General features: G+C 59.3%; 20 protein-coding genes and 2 pseudogenes. 11 read left to right on the top strand and 11 right to left on the bottom strand.

Annotated elements, in window-relative coordinates; genetic code table 11:
- Positions 1-11: 11 nt before the first annotated feature.
- Complete coding sequence (locus HJB89_RS07675) at positions 12-1,925, top strand: adenylate/guanylate cyclase domain-containing protein (RefSeq protein WP_221149478.1); 1,914 nt, start codon at positions 12-14, stop codon at positions 1,923-1,925.
- A 48-nt stretch (positions 1,926-1,973) separates the two neighbouring features.
- Here HJB89_RS07675 and HJB89_RS07670 read toward each other — a convergent pair whose 3' ends face one another.
- A complete protein-coding gene (locus tag HJB89_RS07670; protein ID WP_207583352.1) occupies positions 1,974-2,348 on the bottom strand; it encodes a helix-turn-helix domain-containing protein in 375 nt (124 codons plus the stop codon).
- Between the two features lie 45 nt (positions 2,349-2,393).
- Here HJB89_RS07670 and HJB89_RS07665 point away from each other — a divergent pair, with 45 nt between their 5' ends.
- Positions 2,394-3,203: an SDR family NAD(P)-dependent oxidoreductase gene (locus tag HJB89_RS07665; RefSeq protein WP_207583351.1), complete on the top strand. Its 810-nt coding sequence runs from the start codon at positions 2,394-2,396 to the stop codon at positions 3,201-3,203.
- Between the two features lie 45 nt (positions 3,204-3,248).
- Here the strand turns inward: HJB89_RS07665 and HJB89_RS07660 are convergent, their stop codons facing one another.
- Both HJB89_RS07660 and HJB89_RS07655 read right to left on the bottom strand, forming a co-directional pair.
- Positions 3,249-3,983 carry a phosphotransferase gene (locus tag HJB89_RS07660; RefSeq protein WP_207583350.1) on the bottom strand — a complete coding sequence of 245 codons (735 nt, stop codon included), beginning with the start codon at positions 3,981-3,983 and terminating at the stop codon, positions 3,249-3,251.
- Positions 3,984-4,189: 206 nt separating this feature from the next.
- Positions 4,190-4,924 carry a phosphotransferase family protein gene (locus HJB89_RS07655; protein WP_221117056.1) on the bottom strand — a complete coding sequence of 245 codons (735 nt, stop codon included), beginning with the start codon at positions 4,922-4,924 and terminating at the stop codon, positions 4,190-4,192.
- A gap of 248 nt (positions 4,925-5,172) precedes the next feature.
- On the opposite strand from HJB89_RS07655, the gene HJB89_RS07650 reads away from it, so the two are divergent.
- Both HJB89_RS07650 and HJB89_RS07645 read left to right on the top strand, forming a co-directional pair.
- Entirely contained in the window at positions 5,173-5,670 is a 498-nt protein-coding gene (locus tag HJB89_RS07650; RefSeq protein WP_207584272.1) for a DinB family protein, read from the top strand.
- A gap of 402 nt (positions 5,671-6,072) precedes the next feature.
- Entirely contained in the window at positions 6,073-7,863 is a 1,791-nt protein-coding gene (locus HJB89_RS07645) for an ABC transporter ATP-binding protein (protein WP_221149476.1), read from the top strand.
- Positions 7,864-8,046: 183 nt separating this feature from the next.
- Here HJB89_RS07645 and HJB89_RS07640 read toward each other — a convergent pair.
- A pseudogene (locus HJB89_RS07640) lies at positions 8,047-8,834 on the bottom strand (LysR family transcriptional regulator); the annotation flags it as partial.
- A 149-nt stretch (positions 8,835-8,983) separates the two neighbouring features.
- Between HJB89_RS07640 and HJB89_RS07635 the strand changes: the two are divergent.
- Positions 8,984-9,964 (top strand): aldo/keto reductase, encoded by a 981-nt coding sequence (locus HJB89_RS07635; RefSeq protein WP_221149475.1) that lies wholly within the window; start codon positions 8,984-8,986, stop codon positions 9,962-9,964.
- A gap of 125 nt (positions 9,965-10,089) precedes the next feature.
- Positions 10,090-11,613: a multidrug effflux MFS transporter gene (locus HJB89_RS07630; RefSeq protein WP_221149473.1), complete on the top strand. Its 1,524-nt coding sequence runs from the start codon at positions 10,090-10,092 to the stop codon at positions 11,611-11,613.
- On the opposite strand, the gene HJB89_RS07625 is transcribed toward HJB89_RS07630, so the two are convergent.
- Together HJB89_RS07625 and HJB89_RS33715 are read right to left on the bottom strand one after the other, a co-directional pair.
- Complete coding sequence (locus tag HJB89_RS07625) at positions 11,570-12,094, bottom strand: DUF2867 domain-containing protein (protein WP_221149471.1); 525 nt, start codon at positions 12,092-12,094, stop codon at positions 11,570-11,572. The genes HJB89_RS07630 and HJB89_RS07625 overlap by 44 nt on opposite strands.
- 335 nt (positions 12,095-12,429) lie before the next feature.
- On the bottom strand, positions 12,430-12,864 hold the full coding sequence (locus tag HJB89_RS33715; protein ID WP_207583340.1) for a hypothetical protein: 435 nt from the start codon (positions 12,862-12,864) through the stop codon (positions 12,430-12,432).
- On the opposite strand from HJB89_RS33715, the pseudogene HJB89_RS33140 reads away from it, so the two are divergent.
- Positions 12,848-12,946, top strand: a pseudogene (locus tag HJB89_RS33140) (ATP-binding/permease fusion ABC transporter); the annotation flags it as partial. The gene HJB89_RS33715 and the pseudogene HJB89_RS33140 sit on opposite strands and share 17 nt — an antisense overlap.
- A gap of 449 nt (positions 12,947-13,395) precedes the next feature.
- Here the strand turns inward: HJB89_RS33140 and HJB89_RS07610 are convergent.
- Entirely contained in the window at positions 13,396-13,737 is a 342-nt protein-coding gene (locus HJB89_RS07610; protein WP_207583338.1) for an NIPSNAP family protein, read from the bottom strand.
- Positions 13,738-13,945: 208 nt separating this feature from the next.
- On the opposite strand from HJB89_RS07610, the gene HJB89_RS07605 reads away from it, so the two are divergent.
- Positions 13,946-14,956, top strand: coding sequence for a DUF4105 domain-containing protein (locus HJB89_RS07605; RefSeq protein ID WP_207583337.1), 1,011 nt, complete (start codon positions 13,946-13,948; stop codon positions 14,954-14,956).
- A gap of 720 nt (positions 14,957-15,676) precedes the next feature.
- On the opposite strand, the gene HJB89_RS07600 is transcribed toward HJB89_RS07605, so the two are convergent.
- Entirely contained in the window at positions 15,677-16,618 is a 942-nt protein-coding gene (locus HJB89_RS07600; protein WP_221116987.1) for an NmrA family NAD(P)-binding protein, read from the bottom strand.
- A gap of 74 nt (positions 16,619-16,692) precedes the next feature.
- On the opposite strand from HJB89_RS07600, the gene HJB89_RS07595 reads away from it, so the two are divergent.
- Positions 16,693-17,496: a helix-turn-helix domain-containing protein gene (locus tag HJB89_RS07595; RefSeq protein WP_221116986.1), complete on the top strand. Its 804-nt coding sequence runs from the start codon at positions 16,693-16,695 to the stop codon at positions 17,494-17,496.
- A 139-nt stretch (positions 17,497-17,635) separates the two neighbouring features.
- Here HJB89_RS07595 and HJB89_RS07590 read toward each other — a convergent pair whose 3' ends face one another.
- Both HJB89_RS07590 and HJB89_RS07585 read right to left on the bottom strand, forming a co-directional pair.
- Entirely contained in the window at positions 17,636-18,922 is a 1,287-nt protein-coding gene (locus tag HJB89_RS07590; RefSeq protein WP_221149467.1) for an NAD(P)/FAD-dependent oxidoreductase, read from the bottom strand.
- 244 nt (positions 18,923-19,166) lie between these two features.
- The gene (locus HJB89_RS07585; protein WP_221149466.1) at positions 19,167-19,697 is read right to left on the bottom strand and encodes a dihydrofolate reductase family protein; all 531 of its coding nucleotides are present in this window, start codon (positions 19,695-19,697) and stop codon (positions 19,167-19,169) included.
- Positions 19,698-20,040: 343 nt separating this feature from the next.
- On the opposite strand from HJB89_RS07585, the gene HJB89_RS07580 reads away from it, so the two are divergent.
- Positions 20,041-20,814, top strand: coding sequence for an NYN domain-containing protein (locus HJB89_RS07580; RefSeq protein WP_207583330.1), 774 nt, complete (start codon positions 20,041-20,043; stop codon positions 20,812-20,814).
- A gap of 340 nt (positions 20,815-21,154) precedes the next feature.
- Entirely contained in the window at positions 21,155-21,949 is a 795-nt protein-coding gene (locus HJB89_RS07575; RefSeq protein WP_221116983.1) for a transglutaminase domain-containing protein, read from the top strand.
- Positions 21,950-22,055: 106 nt separating this feature from the next.
- Here HJB89_RS07575 and HJB89_RS07570 read toward each other — a convergent pair whose 3' ends face one another.
- Positions 22,056-22,508, bottom strand: coding sequence for a hypothetical protein (locus HJB89_RS07570; protein WP_221116982.1), 453 nt, complete (start codon positions 22,506-22,508; stop codon positions 22,056-22,058).
- Positions 22,509-22,550 lie beyond the last annotated feature (42 nt).

Genomic DNA, 22,550 nt, shown 5'->3' with positions numbered 1-22,550 from the left:
GGGGAAATCGCGTGCGCTGGTCCAAACCCCTAAGACTGCATCTCGGCGTCCTGGTCGTCGCGTCGCTGCTTTGCACGTCGGCGCCGATCATCTGGATGGCATTCAGCCACGGAAGCGATGCTGCGGTCAGCGCCGGCGCGCAGCAGATGCGCGCGATGAGCTTGCGGCTGATCGAGGGATACCGGAATACGCTGCAGGGCGGCACCGAGGCCGTGGCGCTGGCATCCACCCTGCCGCAGCTCGTTTCGCCACCGCCTCAGGATATCAAGGCAAAACAGCAATTCTTTCTGGAGGTGCTGCGCAACGTCCCCAACGCCACCAGCGTTTACGCCGGCTATCCCGATGGCTCCTACCTGCAGGTGATCAATACTGCCCGGCGCGACGTCCGCCAGACGCTTGCCGCACCCGATGGCACGGCCTTCGCGATCAGAATGATCGCACGCAGACAAGCGGCCGACATCATCTCGACGCTTGGTTTTCTCGACAAGGATGCAGCGGTGATCGCGGAGCGGAATGGCGAGGATACATCTTACGATCCGCGGCAACGCCCCTGGTATCAATCGGTCGTTCAAGACGGCGTGCCGGTTTCCGTCGGACCCTATGTCACCCGACCTCTCAATGTTCCGACGCTGACGATCGCAGCCCCGATGCGGGACGATGGCCAGGTGGTCCTCGGCATCAACATTCACCTGCAGACCGTCAGCCGCCTGCTGGACGCAGGTCAGATTTCACCGCGAGCCCGGGCTTACATCATCGATGCCGGCGGCAATCTCGTTGCCCATTCCGACCCTGCTATCATGAGCAGGATCATCGGATTATGGTCGAGAACATCAGGCGCCTTTGCCGTAACGGCAAACAGTTTCGACCCGAGCCTCGAAACCGTGGCGCGGCTCAGGCAGGATCCGGCCTTTGCAGGCGGCGGCCTGGCACGGGTCGATTTCGATGGCGAAACCTATCTGGTGCAGATCGCCCCGGTCAGCGTGTCCGGCCTGTTCGAGGGCAGCGTGGCGGCAATCGTCGTGCCGCTGGAGGACCTGGTGGCGGAGGCCAATCGGCTGTTGCTGCGCAATCTCTTCGTTGCCGCCGCCTTCGTGATCGCCGGTGTCGCCGCATCGGTCCTGCTGTCCCGCATGGTCAGCATCTCGCTCTATCGCCTGGCCGACGAGGCGCGCAGGATCGGCGATCTGGATGTCGGCGAGCAAGGTGTGTCACATTCGTGGATATCGGAGATCAACACGCTGGCGACCGCGCTGGCGGCAAGCCGCCATGCCATCCGCCAGTTTGCCCTCTTCGTTCCGCGTGAAGTGGTTCGGCGGATCGTCAGTCCGGAAGGAAGAACGGTCGTCACGGCGAAGCGACAGGATGTGACCGTGCTGTTCACCGATATCAGAGACTTCACGACCATCGCGGAGCAGCATTCGCCCGAGGACGTGGTCGATATACTCTCGGCCTATTTCGAGCTGCTGAACACCATCGCCGAGCGCAATGGCGGGACAGTCGTGCAATATCTCGGCGATTCCATTTTCGTCATGTGGAACGCCCCGGTCGACGATATCAGCCATGCCGAACATGGTTGTCGATGCGCGCTGGCGATGAAAGCGGCGGTCGACGGCCTGAACGACGCCAATCTCAGCAATGGCCGCCCCGAACTGTTCACGCGATTTGGATTGAACACCGGCCCGGCCGTCGTCGGCAGCTTCGGAGCGATTTCGCGCCAGCAGTACACGGCCATGGGCGATACGATCAATATCGCCTCACGGCTGGAAGGCATGAACAGGGAGCTGAACACATCGATCCTGGTGAGTGCCGCCACCCGCGACGCCGTCGCCGATCGCTTCGACTTTCGGCCGTTCGGCCTGGCTGAGGTCAAGGGACGCGCCGAGAAGGTCGACATATGGGAGCTTGTCGGGGAAATCGGCGCCTAAAGCCTGGCGCGCGATGGCCTGCCCCGGTTGTGAAAGCAGCGCCCAGCCTTATCGGGAATGAGAGCGGGAAAATTCCCGGAGCGCGATCATCACCGGCATCAGGCCGCGGCCGGCATCGGTCAGCCGATATTCGACATGCGGCGGCTGCTCGCCAAAGTCTTGCCTCGCCACCAGCTCGTCGTTCTCCAGCTCCCGAAGATGTTGCGTCAGCATCTTCTGGGAGATGTCTGGAATGTCGCGCATCAGCTGCGACGTCCGCATCGATGGCGCGGCGAACAGACGAAACAGGATCGGCAGCTTCCATCGTCCGCTGATCATGCGCAGGACCCTGGTGACATGGGCAACCGATCCATCCGGCCCGAGGCAGGCATGCCTTTCCCCCCGGTCCATGGGCACTTTTAAGTGCGTAATTGCCTCATCCATCGTCCTGTCCTCTTAATCCGATCTCTCAAACATAGGAGTTGCGCCGTGGATTTGAAACTTGATGGGAAGGTTGCGCTGGTCACCGGCAGCAGCAAGGGCATCGGCGAAGGCGTAGCTCGAGGGCTGGCGCGCGAGGGCGCCATCGTCATCGTCCACGGCCGCAACAGGACGAAGACCGAGGAGGTCGCTCACGATATCATCACCGGCGGCGGGCGGGCGCATACGGTGATCGGCGACCTGACGGATGAAGACGCTGTGCAACGCCTGGCCGAGGAGGCGCAGGCCTTCGTTCGCCCCGTCGAGATTGTCGTCAACAATGCCGGCGGCTCCGGTGGAACGGAAGACTGGGCGACGGCGCGGCCGGAGACATGGGCGGCGAGCTATGACCGGAATGTGCTTGCGGCTCTCAGGATCACCACCCGGCTGTTGCCGGCCATGCGGGAGGCGAAATGGGGCAGGATCGTCAACATCTCCAGCCTTGCCGGGCTGATGCCTCCGCCCAGGAAGCCGGACTATGCGGCGGCAAAGGCGGCGATGATCGCAATGACCGCCTCGCTCGCCAAGGCCGTCGCCATGGACGGCATTACCGCAAATACCGTTTCACCCGGGACGATCCATAGCATCAGCCTCGATGAAGCCTTCCGCAAGGCTGCGATCAGCCAGGGGCTTGCCCCGGATGCGCCGTGGACGGAGATCGAGCAGAGCGTGCTGCCGATGTTCGCCCAGGTGCCGATCGGACGGGTGGGAACGCTCGAGGAGATTGCCGACGCCATCTGCTTCCTCGCCAGCCCGCGCGCCGGTTATATCACCGGCACAAACCTGCGGCTCGATGGCGGGGTCTGGCCTGGGCTCTAGCCTTCTCTTGGGGTTGAGGCCGCGCCATACTTGGCGGGCCGTTGCTTAGACCGCTCGAACTTCGGCAAGTCGCTTGATAGCGTATTCGTCCTCCCAGCAGACGGCGGCTTCCCATGCGGCCGATGCTTGGGCGGCAATGTCATTGGCACTGCCTTCCAGACCGGCGGCATTGTAGGGCAGGACGAGGTCAAGGTCGGGGACGTCAACATGCGACTCATCCCAGTCGATCAGTGCGACGCGGTTCGCGGTCATGCGGATGTTGCCAGGGTTATTGGGGTTGCCGTGGACGACGCTTGTCTCGCGACCGATAAGCCGCGCCCACGCTGCTCGGCATCGAGCGACGCCATTTGGCGGCATCGCGGCAAGATCGATCCTCGTCCCGGTTTCGGCGTGCAGGAGGTCAGTCGAGGATCGCCAACCGGGGCGCTGCTGCCAGCCCTGCGTCAACCGATGCAGCTCGCGGAGTGTCTCGGCCACGCGACGCCAGTCGGCCTCCGTCTCGGGTGGCCCGCCATGGATGTATTCCATCACCATCAGGCCATCGGCGAACAGGCGGCCATCGGCCGTCGGGATCGGCACCGGCACGCTCAGACCTTCGCTGTCAAGATGGCGTAGGAGCTCGGCCTCCCACGCGAGATCAGCGTCGCTCCTGATACCCAGACGACCGACTGCAAGTTGCCCGTGGACGCGAACGCTCCAGACATCATTGGCAACTCCGCCAGAGAGCTTTTCGATGCGAGCCGCGTCTTTGTCCCACAGCTCTAGTGCTTCCCATCCCACTAGCGGCATCCTCGACTAACCCGATGCGACTTGCGTAAACCAAGCTCCCGATCGGCACAAGTCGGACCAGCTCGGCCAAGACGACGCTGCTAAGCTGCCACTGGTCGGTCGCAGATCGCACGGCAGTCCTGGACCAATTAGCAGGCGAGAGGTTCTGGCAGAAACGGGCCAACGGATACATGCCTGGTATTGCCGACACAGGCCCCTCAGCGACCTGCGTTGATATCACCAGCGAGGAGGAGCAATTCGGCTTCCTCATCCGGCACGCCCTCCGCCAGGCGCGCCGCGGCGACCGGCGACAGCCAGGCGAATACATCGTGGGCCTTTATCCCAGCTTCGGAAACGTAGGCTTCGACATAGTCGTTCGCCAATTCGGGCGCAGCATGGCGCAACAAAACATACGTCCGGCACACGTCCGCTAACGGATCGCCCGTGCAGGCATCGAGCCAATCCACCACGATATCTCCAATCACGTTCCATGGATGGAAGTCTCCGTGACAGAGGCAGTCGCCGTCCGGCAAGTCATGAAGTTGGCGAATTAGCCGCTCACGCAGCGCATCGTCCAACAAACTGGCGCGTCGAATATTGGCCGCCAGTCTGGACTTCATGGAAGTCAGTCCATGACCGGGACATGCGTGAATTTGGCGATGTAACCGCGCCATCTTGTTGAGCATCGGCATCCGGTCCGTGGATGGCATCACATCGCCTAAACACGGACCTTGCACCCGGTCCATGACCACGCCCCAGCGGCCATCATATTCATTCACGGCATGAACTCTAGGAGCGGATAACCCATTCCTCTCGACGACAGCAAGGTGAGCAGCCTCTCTGAATGAGGATGCTTTCGACACTTCCGGCTTGTAGAGCTTGAGTGCCAGTTCTCCGAATGCGAACACCTCGGCTTCCTTGCCGACGCCAAGCAAACACCCGATTTCGTTCATGGCGAATCCAACTTATCAGTTCTCTCTCCTGCCACGATATAGGACGTTGCGGCGCGAACGCTGAGGATTTTGCGGGCGGGCTGACCTGTCACTTCGCGACGGCACCACAAGACTGCAAAGGGCCAAGAGCGATCATGACGCAGAAGCGCCCCTTGCTGTCATCGCAACAGTCAGCAACAACCCCTATGGGTTTTTCCGACCATTCGCCTATCTCCACCCAACATCGCCAACCATTGGAGCCCGAGACAATGATCTCAGCCGGATATTGCCGACTTATGGCCCGTTACAACAGCTGGCAGAACAGCTCTCTGGTGACTGCCGCCGATGGGCTTACGCCTGCGGAGCGCTGGAAGGATCGAGGGGCGTTCTTCCAATCGATCGCCGCGACGCTGAACCATCTTTATTGGGCCGACGCCCTGATACTGGAGCGATTGAAGGGCAATGGGCGCCCCGAGGAAACCATCAAGCACTCGCTGACAAGCCCATCGGATTGGGATGAGTTCAAGACACTGCGTCTGCAACGCAATGCGGAAATCGAAGCGTGGGCCGCAGGATTGCGCGACGCAGAGCTTGACGGCATGCTCGTCTGGTATCCCGGCGATGGTGCAACGCGGGTCGAGAGGCCAAAGGCGCACTGTGCCGTCGAACTGTTCAACCACCAGACCCACCACCGCGGCCAGGTGCACGCGATGTTGACGGCAGCGGGTGCAAAACCGGAGCCGACCGACCTTTCGCGTCTGCCATAGCCTGTCCGCCTCGGGCTCGACGAACCTGCCCCCAGCACTCGGCAAGCGCCACTGCCTAAACCTGCACGTTCCAGATTGTGTCGTTTCCGCATCACTTTCTGTCAGGTTGTAAATTCCCGGTTGGCAACGGCGATCGCCTTCGCTACAAGAGGCTTACCGCGTCAGATCGAACATAAGGGAGGCGTTGCATGACAGCAGTATTCACCAAAATCCTCCCGTGTGGAATGTCCCGACACTAGGTCATTTCCATTCGCGGCCCGCCTCGGGCGCGCCCGACATGCGGTTTTCACTCCCTTCATAGCCCGATTGATCTGACGGGATCATTTCGTCTCCCGCTTGGGCTGTGCCAATTCACTCTCGATTTTGAGGACCGGTTGCCGATATGCGGCCGGGTTGGTTCAAATGACTCGCAAGAAGCTCGATTTCCGCGCCGATGCCTATCGCAACGTACTCGGCTTTATCTTTCATCATTGGACCCACCGGCCTGCTTTGGTGGGGCTGATCATCGTGCTGGTGATATCGAGCACGCTGGCCGAAGTCATGGTGCCGGTCTTCTCCGGCCAGATCGTCGATGCCATCGCCGGCACGAATGCGGCCGACGGCGCGCTCAGGGCCTTCGTCATTGTCGTGGCTTTGGGCTTCAGCAGCGTGGCGCTGCGTTATTTCATCTTCAACGGCATCATCCGGCTGACGCTGCGCACCATGGCGGATGTCACCAATGGTGGTTTCCACAAGGTGCAGCGCTTCTCCACCGACTGGCACGCCAACAGCTTTGCCGGTTCGACGGTGCGCAAGATCACCCGCGGAATGTGGGCGCTGGATTCGCTCAACGACCTGCTGCTGGTGGCGCTATTGCCGTCGATCGTCATGCTGGTCGGCGCCAGCATCGTGCTCGGCAGTTACTGGCCGATCATGGGGCTGATCGTCGGCCTGGGATCGCTGATCTATATCGGCGTCACCGTGGCGCTTTCGATGGGCTTCGTGTCGCCGGCGGCAAGGCTTGCCAATGCCTGGGATACCAAGCTCGGCGGCGCGCTGGCCGATGCGATCAGCTGCAATTCGGTGGTCAAGGCATTCGGCGCCGAAAACCGCGAAGAGATCCGGCTCGGCCATGTGCTCGGCAGGTGGGACAAGCGCACGCGGCGGACATGGAAGCGCGGCACATTGAGCGGCACGATCCAGGGCTTCATGATGGTCTCCATGCAGGCCGGCATTCTGGGAACGGGCCTCGTCATGTGGCAGCAGGGGCTGGCGACGCCTGGAGATGTGACCTTCGTGCTGGCGATGTTCTTCGTCCTGCAGGGCTATTTGCGCAATGTCGGTCAGGACATCCGCAATCTGCAACGGGCCGTCAACGACATGGAAGAGTTGGTGCTGCTCGACAAGATGCCGCTCGGCATCGAAGACAGGCCGGACGCCACACCGATCAGGATTGGCAAGGGCGAGATCGTCTTCGATCACATCACCTTCCAATACGGCGCGCATCCCAGCCCGCTTTATGAGGATTTCTCGGTCGTCATCGAGCCGGGCGAGCGTGTCGGGCTGGTGGGGCATTCGGGCTCGGGCAAGACGACCTTCGTCAAGCTCATCCAGCGCCTTTACGACGTGAACTCGGGCGCAATCCGCATCGACGGGCAGAATATCGCCAGGGTCGAGCAAGCAAGCCTGCGCGGCCAGATCGCCATCGTCCAGCAGGAGCCGATCCTGTTTCACCGCACGCTGGCCGAAAACATCGCCTATTCCAGGCCGAACGCCTCGCGGCGGGAAATCGAGCAGGCGGCGAAACAGGCGAGCGCCCACGACTTCATTCTGAGCCTACCGAAGGGCTATGAGACGATGGTGGGAGAACGCGGCGTCAAACTCTCGGGCGGTGAGCGGCAACGCGTCGCCATCGCCCGCGCCTTCCTGGCCGATGCGCCGATCCTGATCCTCGACGAGGCGACCTCCAGCCTCGACAGCGAGAGCGAAGTGCAGATCCAGCAGGCGATGGAACGCCTGATGGACGGCCGCACCACACTTGTCATCGCCCATCGGCTATCGACGGTGCGGGCGCTCGACCGGCTGCTGGTCTTCGACAAGGGCAAGATCGTCGAAGAGGGCGATCATCAGGCGCTGATCCGGCGCAGCGACGGCATCTATCGCCGACTGTTCGAGCGGCAGGCGCTGGAGCTGACCAAGGGTCTTGTGGCCTGAACCGAAACGCCAGGGTTTTGCTCTGGCGTTTCCTTTCTCGTGTTCAGCGAACAATGGCTGCGCTGTTCTGCAGGCAGTCAGGAAAGTGGGTCTATGGGGGTGTCCGCTCAGACCTTCATATTTAGGAAGCAGTCGAGGAAACGATTAGATCGGCAGCTCTTCTAGCCGTGATGAGGAAATTCATCAATCGACTGCGAATGAGTGTCTCTGTGGATAGCGGAGCGCTTTGATCACCGCTTGGAAAGCCGGTGTGGCCTGCCGTTTACTTGGATAATAGATGTGATATCCGGAATAGGTGGGGCTCCAGTCGTCGAGCAGCAGGACCAACTGCCCATTCTGGATGTGCTGCACCACCATTTGCTCCGGCATATAGGCCAGGCCGTGGCCAGCAAACACCGCATGAAGGATCATGTGAGCCGTGTTGAACACGAGCTGCCCTTTGACGCGGACATTGACCTCTCTGCCATCTTTGCGGACTCCCACGGATAGACGCCGCCGTAGGTCGGAAGCCTGTGGTTGATACAGTCATGGGAGGTGAGATCCTTGGGATCGAGCGGAAGCTCCCGGCTTTCCAGATAGGTCGGTGAGGCGACCACCACCATGCGCATGTCCGGTCCGATGCGCACTGCAATCATGTCCTTGGCGATGTATCCCCCGGACCGTACGCCAGCATCATACTGCTCGGCCACGATGTCGCTGAGGCCGTAGTCGACTACGACCTCGACCTCAATGTCAGGATATTCGGGCAACAGGCGATGAATGGTCGGCCATAGGATGGATTCCGCTGCGTTTTCGTCAGAGGTCAATCGGACCTTGCCCGAAGGTTTGTCTCTAAGTTCGCTGAGCGCATCGAGCTCGTGCTTTATGCCGTCTACGTAAGGACCAACCGTGCGAAGCAAGCGCTCGCCGGCCTCGGTCGGCGCAACGCTTCGGGTCGTTCTGGTGAGCAGCCTGAGCCCCAGCCTCGCTTCCTCGCGACGGCGAGAAATGCCACGAGGTCCTGGATGTTGTCCTGCGCCATTCATGAGCTCCGTTTCTGAAATCATGCGCATATTAGCGGATTATCGTTCAGTGGGAAATCCGTTAGTTTCGTCTCGTTAGATGAGGAAAGGAATTTTGGATGAAGAAGAGAGTTTTGGGTCGCGAAGAACTGAACGTCTCGTCCATCGGCCTGGGATGCATGGGCCTTTCGTTTGGTTATGGCCCGGCGACGGATCGCGATGACGCCATTGCGCTGATCCGCGCAGCGCATGTTCGCGGTGTGACTTTTTTTGATACCGCCGAGACCTATGGTGCGGCAAACGAAGAACTGCTGGGCGACGCCGCCGCTCCATTCCGCAAGGACGTAGTGCTCGCCACTAAGTTCGGCATGAAGGATGGCAACGCGCGAGCGGGAATGGACAGCCGTCCCGAACGTATTCGCTTCGTCGCAGAGCAGTCGCTCAAGCGGCTCAAGACCGACGTGATCGACCTGTTCTATCAGCATCGCGTCGATCCCAATGTCCCTATCGAGGACGTCGCCGGCGCCGTCAAGGACCTGGTGGCAGAAGGCAAGGTGAAGCACTTCGGTCTGTCCGAGGCAGGGGTCGATACCATCCGCCGTGCCAATGCCGTTCACCCCGTCACTGCCCTGCAGAGCGAATACTCCATGTGGACGCGCGAACCAGAGAACGAGATCCTGCCGACCCTTAACGAACTGGGGATTGGCTTCGTCCCCTTCAGCCCACTCGGCAAGGGGTTCCTCACCGGCAAGATCGACACCGGCACCAGCTTCGGTGACGGCGATATTCGCAGCACGCTGCCTCGGTTCACCGAAGAAGCTCGCCAGTCTAACTTGAAGCTCGTGGAACTGGTGGGGCGCATCGCCGAGCGCAAGAGTGCAACGCCGGCTCAGGTGGCCCTTGCATGGTTGCTGGCGCAAAAACCTTGGATCGTTCCGATCCCCGGCACCACCAAGCTGCATCGTCTCGCGGAGAACGTCGGCGGCGCGGACGTCGAGCTGACCGAGGAGGACAGACAGGATCTGGCAAAGGTTCTTGCTGCGGTGAAGATCCAGGGTGAACGCTACAATGTCCAGCAGCAGAGCATGATCAACCGCTGATCAATGGGCTCGCGGCCAATCGCCGCGAGCCGCCCGGTCATCTGCCAATTGCACGAACCGCGGTGCACCCACGGGCAGGCTGCCGTTGGCATAAGCGAAACTGCGGCGATTTGGGACGAGATCACATGGACGAGCAGCGCACGGTAGCAGAGCGGATCGGGAGCAGCGTATCGACACCTTCGCGTCTGCGGGAATTTCAACGACTGGCGATCCTCAGCACGCTGATGGCCTTTGCGGCGATCTCGACGGACCTCTATCTGCCCGCCATTCCCAATATGAGCGCGTCGCTCGGTGCCAGTCAGAGCACTCTGGAATGGACGGTGTCGGGCTATCTTATCGGCTTCAGCCTGGGCCAACTCTTCTGGGGGCCGATCAGCGACCGCTTCGGGCGCCGTATGCCGATAGCGATTGGGATCGTCATATTCATTATCGGTTCGGCAGGGTGTGCCCTCGCCACGGACGGATGGCAATTGATTGGTTGGCGGATCATTCAGGCGCTTGGGGCATGTGCGAGCGTAGTGCTATCCAGAGCCATTGTCCGTGATCTCTACGGCAGAGATCGCGCGGCACGCGTTCTGTCGACCCTGATAACGGTTATGGCTATTGCACCATTGGCGGGACCAAGCCTTGGAGCCCAAATCCTTGTGTTCGGCTCGTGGCAAGTCATCTTCTGGGTGCTCGTCGTGATCGGTATGGCGACCTTGGCGGGCCTATTTACGCTGCCGGAATCTCTGGCATCAGACAACAGGAACCATGAACCCCTGACCAAAGCCTTAGCTGCTTATGGCTCACTCCTCCGAAACCGAAAGCTTGTCGGCTACGCGGGCACGGCCGGGTTCTTCTTCAGCGGCACCTTTGCCTATATAGCCAGTTCGGCTTTTGCGTTTATCGACTTCTATGGCTTGTCGCCTGAGAGATACGCATTGCTGTTCGCAGTGGGAATCGTGGGGCTCATGATCTCAAACCAGATCAATGCCCGACTGGTCACTCGGCTGGGTTGCGACCGAATGCTGTTGATCGGTGCTATCGGTGCAGCGATTACCGGACTTGTCGTGGCCGTGGTTACCTTCACTGGTCTTGGCGGCGTATGGGGATTGGCGATATCAACCTGGCTCTTTATCGGGATGAACGGCTTCATCGTTGCCAATTCGATCTCCGGCGCATTGGCGGATTTCCCGCATCGCGCGGGAACGGTTTCGGCACTCCTCGGTGCCATCCAATACGGTAGCGGTATAGGCGGCTCAGCGGCTGTTGGCCTCTTCGCCAACGGAACGCCCGCTCCCATGGGATGCATGTTCGCCGTGGCAGGGTTGGGCTGCCTATTGTCCGTCCTTTGGATGAGCAGCACTGGCGATCATGAAGTAGGACCTTCAACCAGCAAGAATGGCAGCTACGCAGCCTTGGGTGCTGGAAACCGGTGTTGCGGCTCTCCCAACCGTCGCCAAACTGATAAGGGGGTTGACGGCATCGTGCGAAAATCAAGAATTCTGCCCATGCGGTTGGCCTGGAATGGCAGGGCTTTTCAGAGTGGACTGTGTGGGAAGAAGCACAGGGCGGGTTCGCCCCGCCGTGTTTTATCGTTCGAAATTCGAGGTTTCTGCAGCGCTACTGCAGTTGTGTTTGTGCACAGCGTGCCAGGTTGGCCCTGACCACAAGGTGATGAAAAGGCCTGATCGCGTTGAGATAGGTGAAGCCCAAGGCATTGTGGGTATGCACAACGGTTGTCGCGATGAGCAACGTGCCTATTGGAGAATGCCGTCGGAGCAGAGATAGCCGGAAGTCCAGGTGTCGGTCATCCGTACCGAGCACAATTTCGTCCTTGGCCTCCCAGTGCACCGGGAAGAAGTCCACCCGTTCATGGCTATCCCGGGACGTCCTGACCGTATCGGAGGTTTTGATGCGAAAGGGCGTAACCATGGCGTCACGCAGCGCGATCAACGCCTTTTGCCACGCGGGTGGATTGACGAGTGTCCGCGTCGCCAGCTCGCGCATGCTCGACTGTTCCGATGCGCTCAAGTCAATGCTGTAGCTATCGAGTAAACTGGCGTTCTCGTACCAGCTCGCAATGACACTTTCCGACGGCGGCGTCGTGCTGCGTACCTGCGGTTTGCGGTCTAAACCCATGCTCATGATAATGCCACCTATTCAAGGGGCCATCAACTACGGGCGTGAAGACAAGCAAAGGTCAATGTTCGAGGCCGATTCAGGCTCAAACCAGGAGGGACTGATTGCGGCTAGCTGCATTGAGAAGGAAGTCCGCTCCGGGCCGAGAGCGGACGTCGATGCCATCGGCAGGACGCTACACCCAGGGATAGTGAGGACAACGCTGCAAAGTCGTTAAACGCGCGCCGACAGCGATTGAATTGACCAAGCCTATTGGAGTTTTATAAAATAGCTTTTTGCGAAACGCCGATTGGCCAAAATAATCATTTTAAATCAATGAGTTTTTACCGGATGGTGGCAAATCAAGAAAGCGGAGCCAGCGGATTGGCGAAGCGACGCAGTGCGGCTGTCTGCATCAGCCATGGAGAAACACGATTATCAAGATAATGGTATTGCTGCACAGCGCCGATGGCGTGGATTGGCAGTCTCCCCCTAAAGGCACAAGCCTGAAGACATTGAGCGAAGCCGAAGAGCAAGGCTTCATCCTGATCCGCGGGGAATTTCAGAAACGACAATTCCGTCTGACAAAGCTGGGCTCCGACTATGTCGGGCGCGATAAGCGGCGTCTGGAAGCTCGCAGGCTCTGAACCGATCCCGTCACGCTGAAACCAATGACGCACTTGCTTGGTTACGCTGGAGTTTTCACACAAGTTCGACCGATGGCCGTCATGACGCAGAAGCGCCAACCAGTCACTGTAGCTGTCGCAAAACTCCCTATCTCTGCTGGTCTTCGACAAGGGCAAGATCGTCGAAGAGGGCGACCACCAGGCGCTGATCCGCCGCAGCGACGGCATCTACCGCCGACTGTTCGAGCGGTAGGCGTTGGAGCTGACCAAGGGTCTGGTGGCCTGAACCGAAACGCCAGGGTTTTGCTCTGGCGTTTCCTTTTTGCGGGATCAACGAACGATGGCTGCGCTGTTCTGCAATTGTCATGTTTCCGCTTGATGGTCGAGATGGCGGCGGCCCCGGCGAAGCCCGCCTCGTGCAGATTGCGCCATTTGCGGACGACGGCTCGCGCTCGATGGGTGACCGATTTGGGGCCGGAAGGAGACCGTCCGATGCTAGGGCCAATAGGCCTTAAAGCGGACATTTGATTGATCTGCGCCAAAGCGGTGTAGCTTGGATCGACGTCGGCGGTCGAAGCAACTGCGCAGCCATCTCGTGCGTCGATCGCCGGAAGCCTCCTCTGTCAACCGGCGTACAAAACTTCCACGCCGAAACACATCCGAAAACACTTCTCAATCAATTGCGTGCGGAGTTTCTGGCCGTTATTCCGACGGTTTGGAGAAGCCGCGGTAGAAGCGTGTCGGCTGCAGCAGCGAACTGACGATGTTGGCGACGATCTGCCCATCCGCCTCGCTCTTCGCCTTCGCTTCCTGCCACTCGCGATCGGCCATGAACTCGGCCCATTTCTGCTCGCGCTCCGCCAGCGACCGCCATTCGAGCAGGTAGGTCAGATCGTTGCTGGAAGAACCGATCATCGTCGTCCAGAAGCCGAGTGAGCGGATGCCGAGGCGTTCCCAGATCGCCAGCGTCGCGGTCTCGAAACGCTGCTGCAGTGCCGGCAGCCTCCCCGGCAGACATGTATAGATGCGCAATTCGTGGATCATCGGATGCTCTTCATGTTGGATCAGGCAAGATCGTGCATATCGTTCAGCGCCGGAAAAAGCGAGGGGCCGCTTGCCAGCGGAATTCAAGCCATACCAAAATAGAGAATCCGGAGCCCCGTCGCTTCGGATAGGTTCTAGGCTTCAAGTCCGGAAACCGATAGGGTCCAACGATCAGGACGAACGCTTCAAACTCGTTTGGAAAAGCAAAATGGTTCGACCGGTCCGTGCGATCGTCATTGCAGTGCTCCTGTCAGTCGTCGCCGTTGCCGTTGCCTGGTCGTCGCTCGCGCTTTGGTACCGCTTGCCGTTGCCCGAGGTCGGCAGGCAAGCCAGCGCCATCTTGTTCGGGCTTTTTGGCGCCTCCGTCATCGTGGCGCTCTTTGGCAGGAGACGCATTCGTGCAGTCCTCGCGTTTGCGGCCGCGTTCGTCATTGTCCTCTTCTGGTGGAGCACGATCGAGCCGCAGGCAAATGGCGCGTGGGCTCCGGATGTTGCTCGTCAGGTCACCGGCGAATTCGACGGTGATCTGTTGACGCTGACAAATGTCCGCGATTTCGAGTGGCGCAGTGCCACCGACTTCACGGAACGATGGACGACGCGCAGTTACGACCTGAACAAGCTGAAGAGCGTCGACATGTTCATGTCGTACTGGTCAGGTCCGACCATCGCGCATGTCATAATGAGCTTCGGCTTCGACGACGGCCGTTATCTGGCGTGGTCTATCGAAGTGCGTCGCCTTTCCGGAGGTTCGTTCTCACCGCTGGCGGACCTCTTCAAAAGCAGTCCTCTGGTCATCATCGCGGCAGACGAAAGGGATGTGATCGGCCTCCGCTCCAATTTTCGCGGTGAGGACGTCCAGATCTACCGCCTGAGGGCGACGCCGGCGGCTGCGAGGCTTCTTCTGCGCGAGTACGTCTCCGACGCAAACGCGCTCGCAGCCAGGCCCGCCTTCTACAATTCGCTGACGACCAATTGCACGACGACCATCGTCAAGATGATGCGTGTGACAGGCGACGCCGTGCCGATGGACTGGCGCCTCATCGTCAACGGATACCTGCCGGAATACGCCTTTGACCGGCGCGCGCTGGACATCTCTGTTCCCTTGTCGCAACTGCGGTCGGCCGCACACATCGCGGCAAGAGCGCACGAGGACGGTCTTTCGCCGTCTTTTTCGCAGGCCATTCGCGTCGGCGTTCCGTCGCCACAGGGCGCGTTGTGACGTCTTCTATCGATGGGGTCTCGCTCGAAGAGATAGTCGAGGCTTATAAGAAGTCGCAGGAAGCCTGACCCTGTGACCCAATCGAAAAGCGGATTTCCTTTGCTTCTCACTGAGAGGCTGAACCTGCGCGAACCGGTTATGGTGGGTGGCTGGGCAAGGGTTGCCGCAAACATGAAAGTGTAAATCCGAGCCTATTTGAACGTGGCGCAACTTCCGGAATTCCGACGCTTTGGCTGCACGGAATCCATGACCAGTACTATCGGATCGAGCACTGCCGAGGTAATTTCGAAAGGTTTTTATCGGCTGGCGGACAGGGAGAGTTCATTGCTGCGCCCATGGGCCACGCTTTGATGTTCAAACCAGCGCTGTGGAAGAGCCATCTTGATCAGTACATGGGCGGCATGTCGCAGAAATCCTGACATATGCAGCATTCCGGCCTTCCGTCTCCGACGCCGGTTGGACCGAGAATGAGCGAGACGTGATGGCCGATCATCGCTGGTGGTCTGAGCAAGAGCTTGGAGAAACCAGCGACACCGTATTCCCTGACTGCCTCACAGACTTGCTGAGGAAGGTATGACCGCACGGGGCCGATAGCCGGCCTCCGGTTTTGGCAGGAACGCGCCAATTGCGGTCATATAGCTGCCGCAACTTAATAATTTGCGGCAGCGTCCAACAAAGACTGGAGATTGCTGGGGGGCAAAAAACAAGCGTGACATCCAGCTAGTCCCTGGCAGTCCACATGGGAAACGTCTCTCGTTCGTCTCCCGCTTTGACTGCCTCCAGGTAACGCGGCTTCCAAACCTCGCCAATGAACACCTCCATCGTTGTGGGCAATTTTGGGCGATCCTCGTGCTCCCCATGGAACTTTACGATGCCATTGTTCAAAGCGTTAGCAGTCAGGGTGTCGTCCTGCCATTTCTCCGGCGTCCCGAACCGCGCCAGAAATTCAGCTTCCACGTCTTTGCGGGTCGTCTCGATGTATCGATACTCCACCGGACTGCCGATCTTCTTGCCAATGAGCACGGCCAGTTCGTTCATCGAGACATCTTCCGAGCCAACTTCGAGATAGACGCGGTGTCTGCCCGTCGGATTGGTCAGTTCCTTCGCTGCCAGCCATGCAATGTCATCGGTGGCCACCCAGGGCATCTTCAAATCAGGTTTACAGAACCAGGCAATTCGACCGTATTTGGCAACCGGCCTCGTCCACATTGCCACGTCGTCCATGAACCAGGCGGCGCGCAGGTGGACCAAATTGATATTGCCGAGTTCGTTGAGCTTTTCGTCCAGATCGTGGAAGCACTCGAAATGACCCGTCTTCCCCTTCACGTCCGAACCCATGGCCGTCAGGCTTACGGCCAGTTTGACGGAGGATTTTTCAAGCGCATCGACAAAGCGCTGGGCAACAGCGGGGTAGTGTCCCTCGATGTTGTTCCAATCGGTCTTCACCATCAGGAACGCAGCATCTGCATCGTGGAAAAATTGGTCAAGGTCTCCCTCTCCTGTGTCAAAGCTTCCCAGGAATGGCTCTGCTCCAAGCGCGACCAACCCGTCCAACCCTGGGCCACCTCTCGACAACGCTCTGACCTGATGCCCGGCGCTCAGCAGGGTCCGGGTCAGCTTAGCGCCAATTCGTCCCGTTGCGCCGACGACAGAAATTCGCATGACAGTCTCCATTCGATTGTTGACCGCCCGATAATAGACTATGGCAGTCCGCAAGAATTTGGAGATAATGCCAAATGATCTCCAAATTGGGCCAATCCGCAAAACTGCTGCGTTCCTGCTACGACGACTTCGATCCAGACTGGTCGGATCGCCTGGCTGTCGCTGTCCGCCTCGACTTCAGTGACTATGAAGCTGAGGTGCCCCAGCACCAGCACAAGCAAGGGCAGCTCATTTTGGCCTTGCACGGGGCAGTCACATGCAGGACGGAGAATGGCCTCTGGATTGTCCCACCGGACTGCGGAGTCTGGATACCCGGCGGCATACCGCATAGCAACCTGGTCACGTCCAACGCACGCCTGTCCTATCTGTTCGTTCAACCCGACGCGGCGACGCTGCCGCAGGAGTGCTGCACTTTGTCTGTGTCGCCGATGCTCCGCGAGATGATCCTCCGACTGGCGGATGTATCGGTCAACTCTGCTCCGGACGATCATGTTGGCCGTCTGGTGCGGGTCTTGTTGGACGAACTCACGCAGATGCCGATACAGGGCCTGGAGTTGCCCGCTTCCAGCCATCCCAAAATCAACGCGATCACCGCTGCCCTGATGGCGGAGCCGAGCGACCGTCGCACCCTGGTCGATTGGGCGGCACACGTTGCCATGAGTGAGCGATCCCTGAAGCGGCTGATGGTCCAGGAAACGGGGCTGACCTTCGGCCGATGGCGGCGGCAACTGCACCTGGTCATCGCATTGCGCGAACTGGCCAGCGGCGCGACGGTCCAGAGGGTGTCGAGCGACTTGGGATACGAATCTGCTACCGCCTTTATCGTCATGTTCAAGAAGGCATTGGGCACAACGCCAACGCGCTACTTCGCGAGCTGATTTGCCGAATGGCCAATTTCGGCAACGCTGGCCGGCCTTTGCGGCACGTGCCATGACCGCTTCGGGCCGAGAGCGGACATCCATGGAAAACCAAAAGTGCCATCAGGCATTTGCAGCGATGCGGCTCAGAATAAATTGATCATCGTTGGCACCGCGCCGGTCCCGAATGCCCTATGAGGTGTTCGACGAGGCGGGGCGCTTCTTCGGTGATTGCCAATATGATGCCTGACTTGCGTGTGGAGGCGAAATCCAGTCCGGCAAAGTAGAGGCCCGGCAAGACGCCCACCCCATCGGCGTGAACGGGCTGCCCGGCAGCATCCAGCGCACCGGGAAGTCTCATAAAGCTGAAATCGCCCTTGAAGCCCGTGCACCACACCAGGCTGGTGATGCCGGATAGGGAGAGATCGAGCGAATTGATAGCCGGGTCCGGCCGACGCCACGCGACCGTCTCCGCCGGGTCGGGCTGCGAAACCGGTGCGTCGATCCCGGTGCGGCCGATATAGTCGTCAATATGGCGTTTGGCATTGTCAGAGGCTTCATCCGCAAAACGAACATTCGTTTCGAGATCGTCGGCGAAAGAGAGGCGGCCGCCACCCGCAACCCCGGTCAATCGCCCGAGAAGCACGATACCCTGTGCGCCAAGCCCTTGAAGGCTGATCGTGTGTTCCGATCCGAGCACACCACGCGGCGGGATGCGTCCCGCAAGCCGAATGACCTCCTCTCGCCGCACGTCGAGAAGCCCGCTTTCGAGGAGCCAGATCATGATGTCGCGACCCCGATAGCGGCGTGGAAGCCGCCCGACGCGACTGGTCGCAAGGAAGACCGTCCGGCCCGCTTCCGCCAGCTCCTCCACGATCTGGGCGCCCGATTGGCCGCTTCCGACCACCAGCACTGCTCCGCCGGGCAGATCGGCAGCGCTGCGATAGCCGGAAGCGTCGATCTGGCAAAGATCAGGCGGCAATGCATCTGGCGGGATCGGGCGCACGGGACAATTCAGGTTGCCGCTTGCGACGATCACCTTCCGCGCCCGAAGCGTGCCCTGCGAGGTGGTCAGCCGATAGACGCCATCCTCCCGCGCGAGTTCGCTCACCGCGGTATCCGCTTCGATCGGCAGCCCGTTGCGGCCGGCGAAGTCTTCAAGGAGAGCGACGAACTGATCGCGCGTGAAAACACCATAGGGATCCGGACCCTCATAGCGGTCGCCAGGCATGACGGTCTGCACGTTGGGCGTATTCATCCGAAAGGACTCCCAGCGCTGCGTGCGCCAGGTCTCGCCTATGCGACCCCGCTCCAGGACGCTATGACGCAGGCCCCGCCGTGCCAGCCAATAGCTGACACCGAGGCCCGCCCAGCCGGCGCCGATGACGACGACATCAAGAACATCGGCACTCCCATTCTTCTGCCACGATGATCTCACGAGCGGCATCCCCCAGCCATCCCCGCGCGGCATTAAGCCTTGTTCACGACAATGAGTCCAGCGTCGCCGATCTCCGTCCGACTGGCCCCGGCCGTGCCTCGTGCTGATGCCACGCATGGCATCGCAGACCTCAGCCATTTCCCATCTGGTAGCCAAATGACCGCGTCGCGCCGACTGCAGTCACGGCGCAGAAGCACGAGGATCAGTCATCGTGGCTGCCGCGTCGACGCGATCGATCCGGCAAATTGCCCGATCAGGCAGGAACATAGGTCAATCTGATCGCCTCCTCGCCGATCCGATCGCTGGCGACAAGGCGGAGCGGCGGCCGGGGGCCGGTGAAGAACGGCTTGCCGCGGCCGAGCACGACGGGGTGGAAGTTGAGCCGATATTCATCGATAAGGCCGAGGTCGGTCAGGGTTCCCGCAAGGTCCGGCCCGGCGACTTGGATCTCCCCGGCAAGCCCGGCCTTCAGCCCGCGGATCGCCGCCTCGACATCCTCCGCGACAAGGGTGGCATTGGGGCCGACCGACTGCAACGAGCGCGACACCACCCATTTCGGCTGGCTCCGCCACGCCATCGCGAAGTCGCGTAAATCCGGGGTCCATTCAGGATCGTCATCGTCCCAGTAGCGCATGACCTCGTACATGCGGCGGCCGTAGAGGCTACCGCTCAGGCCGCGCACCTGCTCGATCCAATGGCGAAAGAGGGTGGCGTCGGGCGCAAATTCCTGGTGGTCGACGTAGCCATCCAGCGACAGGTTCATTCCGAAGACGAGCTTCGCCATGTCATATTCTCCATCCCGGGTTCTTCAGGATAGCTTACGCCACTGATAGGGGTAAGTGAGCTAGGCATAAATTGCACGATTTACCGGTATTGTGGAGCAAGCGCCGCAAGAACCTGACGAGCACTAACGTCCGCACGCCACGTTGATGCGCGGCGCGACGAAGGCCGATGATCATCGTAGTGCTGGCGCCCCACTTTATCTTACCAATCAGGATTGACATTCTTCGCGTTGACTGCTTCTGCGAACTTTTCATTCTAGCGATCTATAGATGTACTGTCATCCAGGATCGTAGTTGCAATAATCAGGACAATGTATACTTTGCGAGCAACGCGGGGAGAGGTAAATGGCAGCAAAAAATTCCGGAACCTTAGCGGTGCTGATTGATGGCGACAACGCTTCGCCGAAGATCGTCGTCGGCCTCATGGCGGAGATCGCCAACTGCGGAACGGCCAGCGTCAAACGCATCTACGGCGACTGGACGGGTCCGAACCTAAAGGGCTGGAAGGAATGCCTGCTCGAATATTCAATCCAGCCTATTCAGCAATTCGCCTATACGACCGGAAAAAACGCGACCGACGGCGCAATGATCATCGACGCCATGGACTTGTTGTATACTGGTCGTTTCTCGGGCTTCTGTATCATCTCCAGTGACAGCGATTTTGCGCGACTGGCGGCGAGAATCCGGGAACAATGCGTTACTGTCTATGGGTTCGGTGGGAGGAAGACGCCTCGTTCCTTCATCACGGCCTGTAATAAATTCGTCTATTTCGACGTCCTCAATGCTCAGGCTGCAGAAGTCGACGAAGCAGCGGCCCCCGCCCAAAAAACCACAGTCCAGGCCAAACCTACGGCTACGAAGGCGCCGTCTAAAAAGGCTGGATTGGATAAAGCGACACGAGACATGTTGACCAAAGCGATCACCGCAACTTCTGATCAAGACGGTCGAGCAAATCTAGCTGAAGTGGGAGGGCATCTGGTGAAGCAAGCGCCTGACTTCAAACCACGCAAGTACGGCTTCCCCAAGTTGAAGGATCTCGTGAGGTCGTCAGGTATCGTCGATGTAGAGCACGCACCGAATAACCCGAAAACAATCCTAGTTCGCCTTAAGAAGGCGTAAGCCAGCAATAGACGTGAGACCGGGATTGCCCCGCCAGCCGATCGGGCAACGCGTCGCGGACCAGGGAACAAAGTTATCTGGCGAAAGTAAGGGTGCTGAGCCGTGCAGAGGCAAAGCATTGAAGTGCTGCCTCCCAAGCTACTTCAGCATCTCTGCACGGCTCACCGAACAGTAACCCGGCCGCGGCTGAAATTGTTCCCGCTCGCTCTTTTCGCCCAGATCCAGAATCGCCTAGACCTGTCATTGTGGCTGTCGCAAAACTCCCTATCCTGCGATGTTGCAGACGGCGGTAAAATCATTGCCGGTTTGATCTCGCAACGGGAAAGGCAACCATAGCGACATGGAGGAAAAGAAACGCTGGACCAACCATAGTCAGATGTCCGATCCAATCCATCACAGGCCTTTGATGGCGGATTTGCCGAACGGGGTCGGGCGATTGAATGAAATTATTCAAGGCGTGCTCGTTCACGCCGATTGGGCAGCAGAATACGGTCTCGACCAAACAAGGTTGGACGCATCGGCGAGAAAAACATTGCCGATCGCGCAACGCTTCGACGATGTGTTCGCCAGAGATCCTCAGCCGCTCCACTGCCGGCGTCCCGCAGAGAGACGATCCACCGGCACGTGTCGCGATTTTGCACTCGCATTGTCTTCGATCCTTCGCAGCAAAAGTGTTCCCGCACGCGTGCGCTGTGGCTTCGCCTCCTACTTCTCGGCAGGATGGGAGGATCATTGGGTTTGTGAATATTGGAGCGCGGCAACCAGACGCTGGCATTTGAGCGACGCGCAAATCGACCGGATGCTGAAAGAGAAAAAACAGATCAAGTTCGACCCAGCCGACGTACCGCGTGACTTTTTCATGCCCGCAGGAGAGGCCTGGCTGAAATGCCGTCGAGAGACGGTCGATCCTCAGGCATTTGGCCACGGTGAGGTGAATGGCCTGTGGTTTGTGAAGATCAATGTCATCAGAGATCATTACGTGCTGAATGGCCGAGAAACCTCCGATTGGGATCGGTGGCGCGAAGCAGATTCTTCTCAAAGGCTGATACGTCCGCAAGACCTGCCGCTGCTGGACAAACTCGCCCATGATCCCGCGCAGGATTTGATCGAGGTTTTGCCGGACTGGCTGTCATGAGATGCCTGAAGCCGGCTAGGCTTAAAGTCTTTTCGCGCGGTTTAGTGGGATTCATTCCCGCTGCTTGTGGTTGGATCCTCGGTCAAGCGAACTTCAATAACGGAAATCATGCTTGGAAAAAGCTTATCTGATAATCTTCGAATTCACCTGATCTCTCCGGCTGAACAAGCTCTACGACGAATGTACGATCAGGAAATTGCCACCCAAGCTTTGCGATGTAGATTTCGCGCAGGCGTTCGCCCAGGATCGCCAGCTTGTCGCCGGCTACATCCGTGCATGCCGAGTGCTGAATGTCAGCGATGTGAAAATGATTCATCACCCATTCGATAGACTGGCGCGTTGCCTCAGGATTTCGTTCAAAGGATCGCAAGCCCTCCAAATTGAAACCGTCAACGAGAACGTATTTTTCAAACGCGACGAAGCGGGGCCAGAATATCTCTGAATAGCCTACTGCGAGCGAGAAATTTCCGCTGTTGGCGGTCCAGTCCCGGAGGCTGATCCCTCGACCATCATTCCAGGCTGCGAGTTCTGATTTCATACTATCTGGAATGTTCGCCAATCGTGCCCTCCCGGTCATGTAAACGTGCCGAGACCAGAAGAG

The organism is Rhizobium sp. NZLR8, from assembly GCF_019685025.1.
Taxonomy (GTDB): domain Bacteria; phylum Pseudomonadota; class Alphaproteobacteria; order Rhizobiales; family Rhizobiaceae; genus Rhizobium.
Note: the sequence above shows the minus strand (reverse complement) of the source record. Positions and strands in the feature narration are given on the sequence as shown.

Coding starts and splice junctions, on each gene's coding strand:
- HJB89_RS07595 (WP_221116986.1), top strand. CDS start 16,693: ATGATCTCCAAATTGGGCCAATCCGCAAAACTGCTGCGTTCCTGCTAC.
- HJB89_RS07645 (WP_221149476.1), top strand. CDS start 6,073: ATGACTCGCAAGAAGCTCGATTTCCGCGCCGATGCCTATCGCAACGTA.
- HJB89_RS07605 (WP_207583337.1), top strand. CDS start 13,946: ATGGTTCGACCGGTCCGTGCGATCGTCATTGCAGTGCTCCTGTCAGTC.
- HJB89_RS07600 (WP_221116987.1), bottom strand. CDS start 16,618: ATGCGAATTTCTGTCGTCGGCGCAACGGGACGAATTGGCGCTAAGCTG.
- HJB89_RS07625 (WP_221149471.1), bottom strand. CDS start 12,094: ATGAGCATGGGTTTAGACCGCAAACCGCAGGTACGCAGCACGACGCCG.
- HJB89_RS07670 (WP_207583352.1), bottom strand. CDS start 2,348: ATGGATGAGGCAATTACGCACTTAAAAGTGCCCATGGACCGGGGGGAA.
- HJB89_RS07575 (WP_221116983.1), top strand. CDS start 21,155: ATGGAGGAAAAGAAACGCTGGACCAACCATAGTCAGATGTCCGATCCA.
- HJB89_RS07655 (WP_221117056.1), bottom strand. CDS start 4,924: ATGAACGAAATCGGGTGTTTGCTTGGCGTCGGCAAGGAAGCCGAGGTG.
- HJB89_RS07585 (WP_221149466.1), bottom strand. CDS start 19,697: ATGGCGAAGCTCGTCTTCGGAATGAACCTGTCGCTGGATGGCTACGTC.
- HJB89_RS07580 (WP_207583330.1), top strand. CDS start 20,041: ATGGCAGCAAAAAATTCCGGAACCTTAGCGGTGCTGATTGATGGCGAC.
- HJB89_RS07630 (WP_221149473.1), top strand. CDS start 10,090: ATGGACGAGCAGCGCACGGTAGCAGAGCGGATCGGGAGCAGCGTATCG.
- HJB89_RS07635 (WP_221149475.1), top strand. CDS start 8,984: ATGAAGAAGAGAGTTTTGGGTCGCGAAGAACTGAACGTCTCGTCCATC.
- HJB89_RS07590 (WP_221149467.1), bottom strand. CDS start 18,922: ATGCCGCTCGTGAGATCATCGTGGCAGAAGAATGGGAGTGCCGATGTT.
- HJB89_RS07650 (WP_207584272.1), top strand. CDS start 5,173: ATGATCTCAGCCGGATATTGCCGACTTATGGCCCGTTACAACAGCTGG.
- HJB89_RS07610 (WP_207583338.1), bottom strand. CDS start 13,737: ATGATCCACGAATTGCGCATCTATACATGTCTGCCGGGGAGGCTGCCG.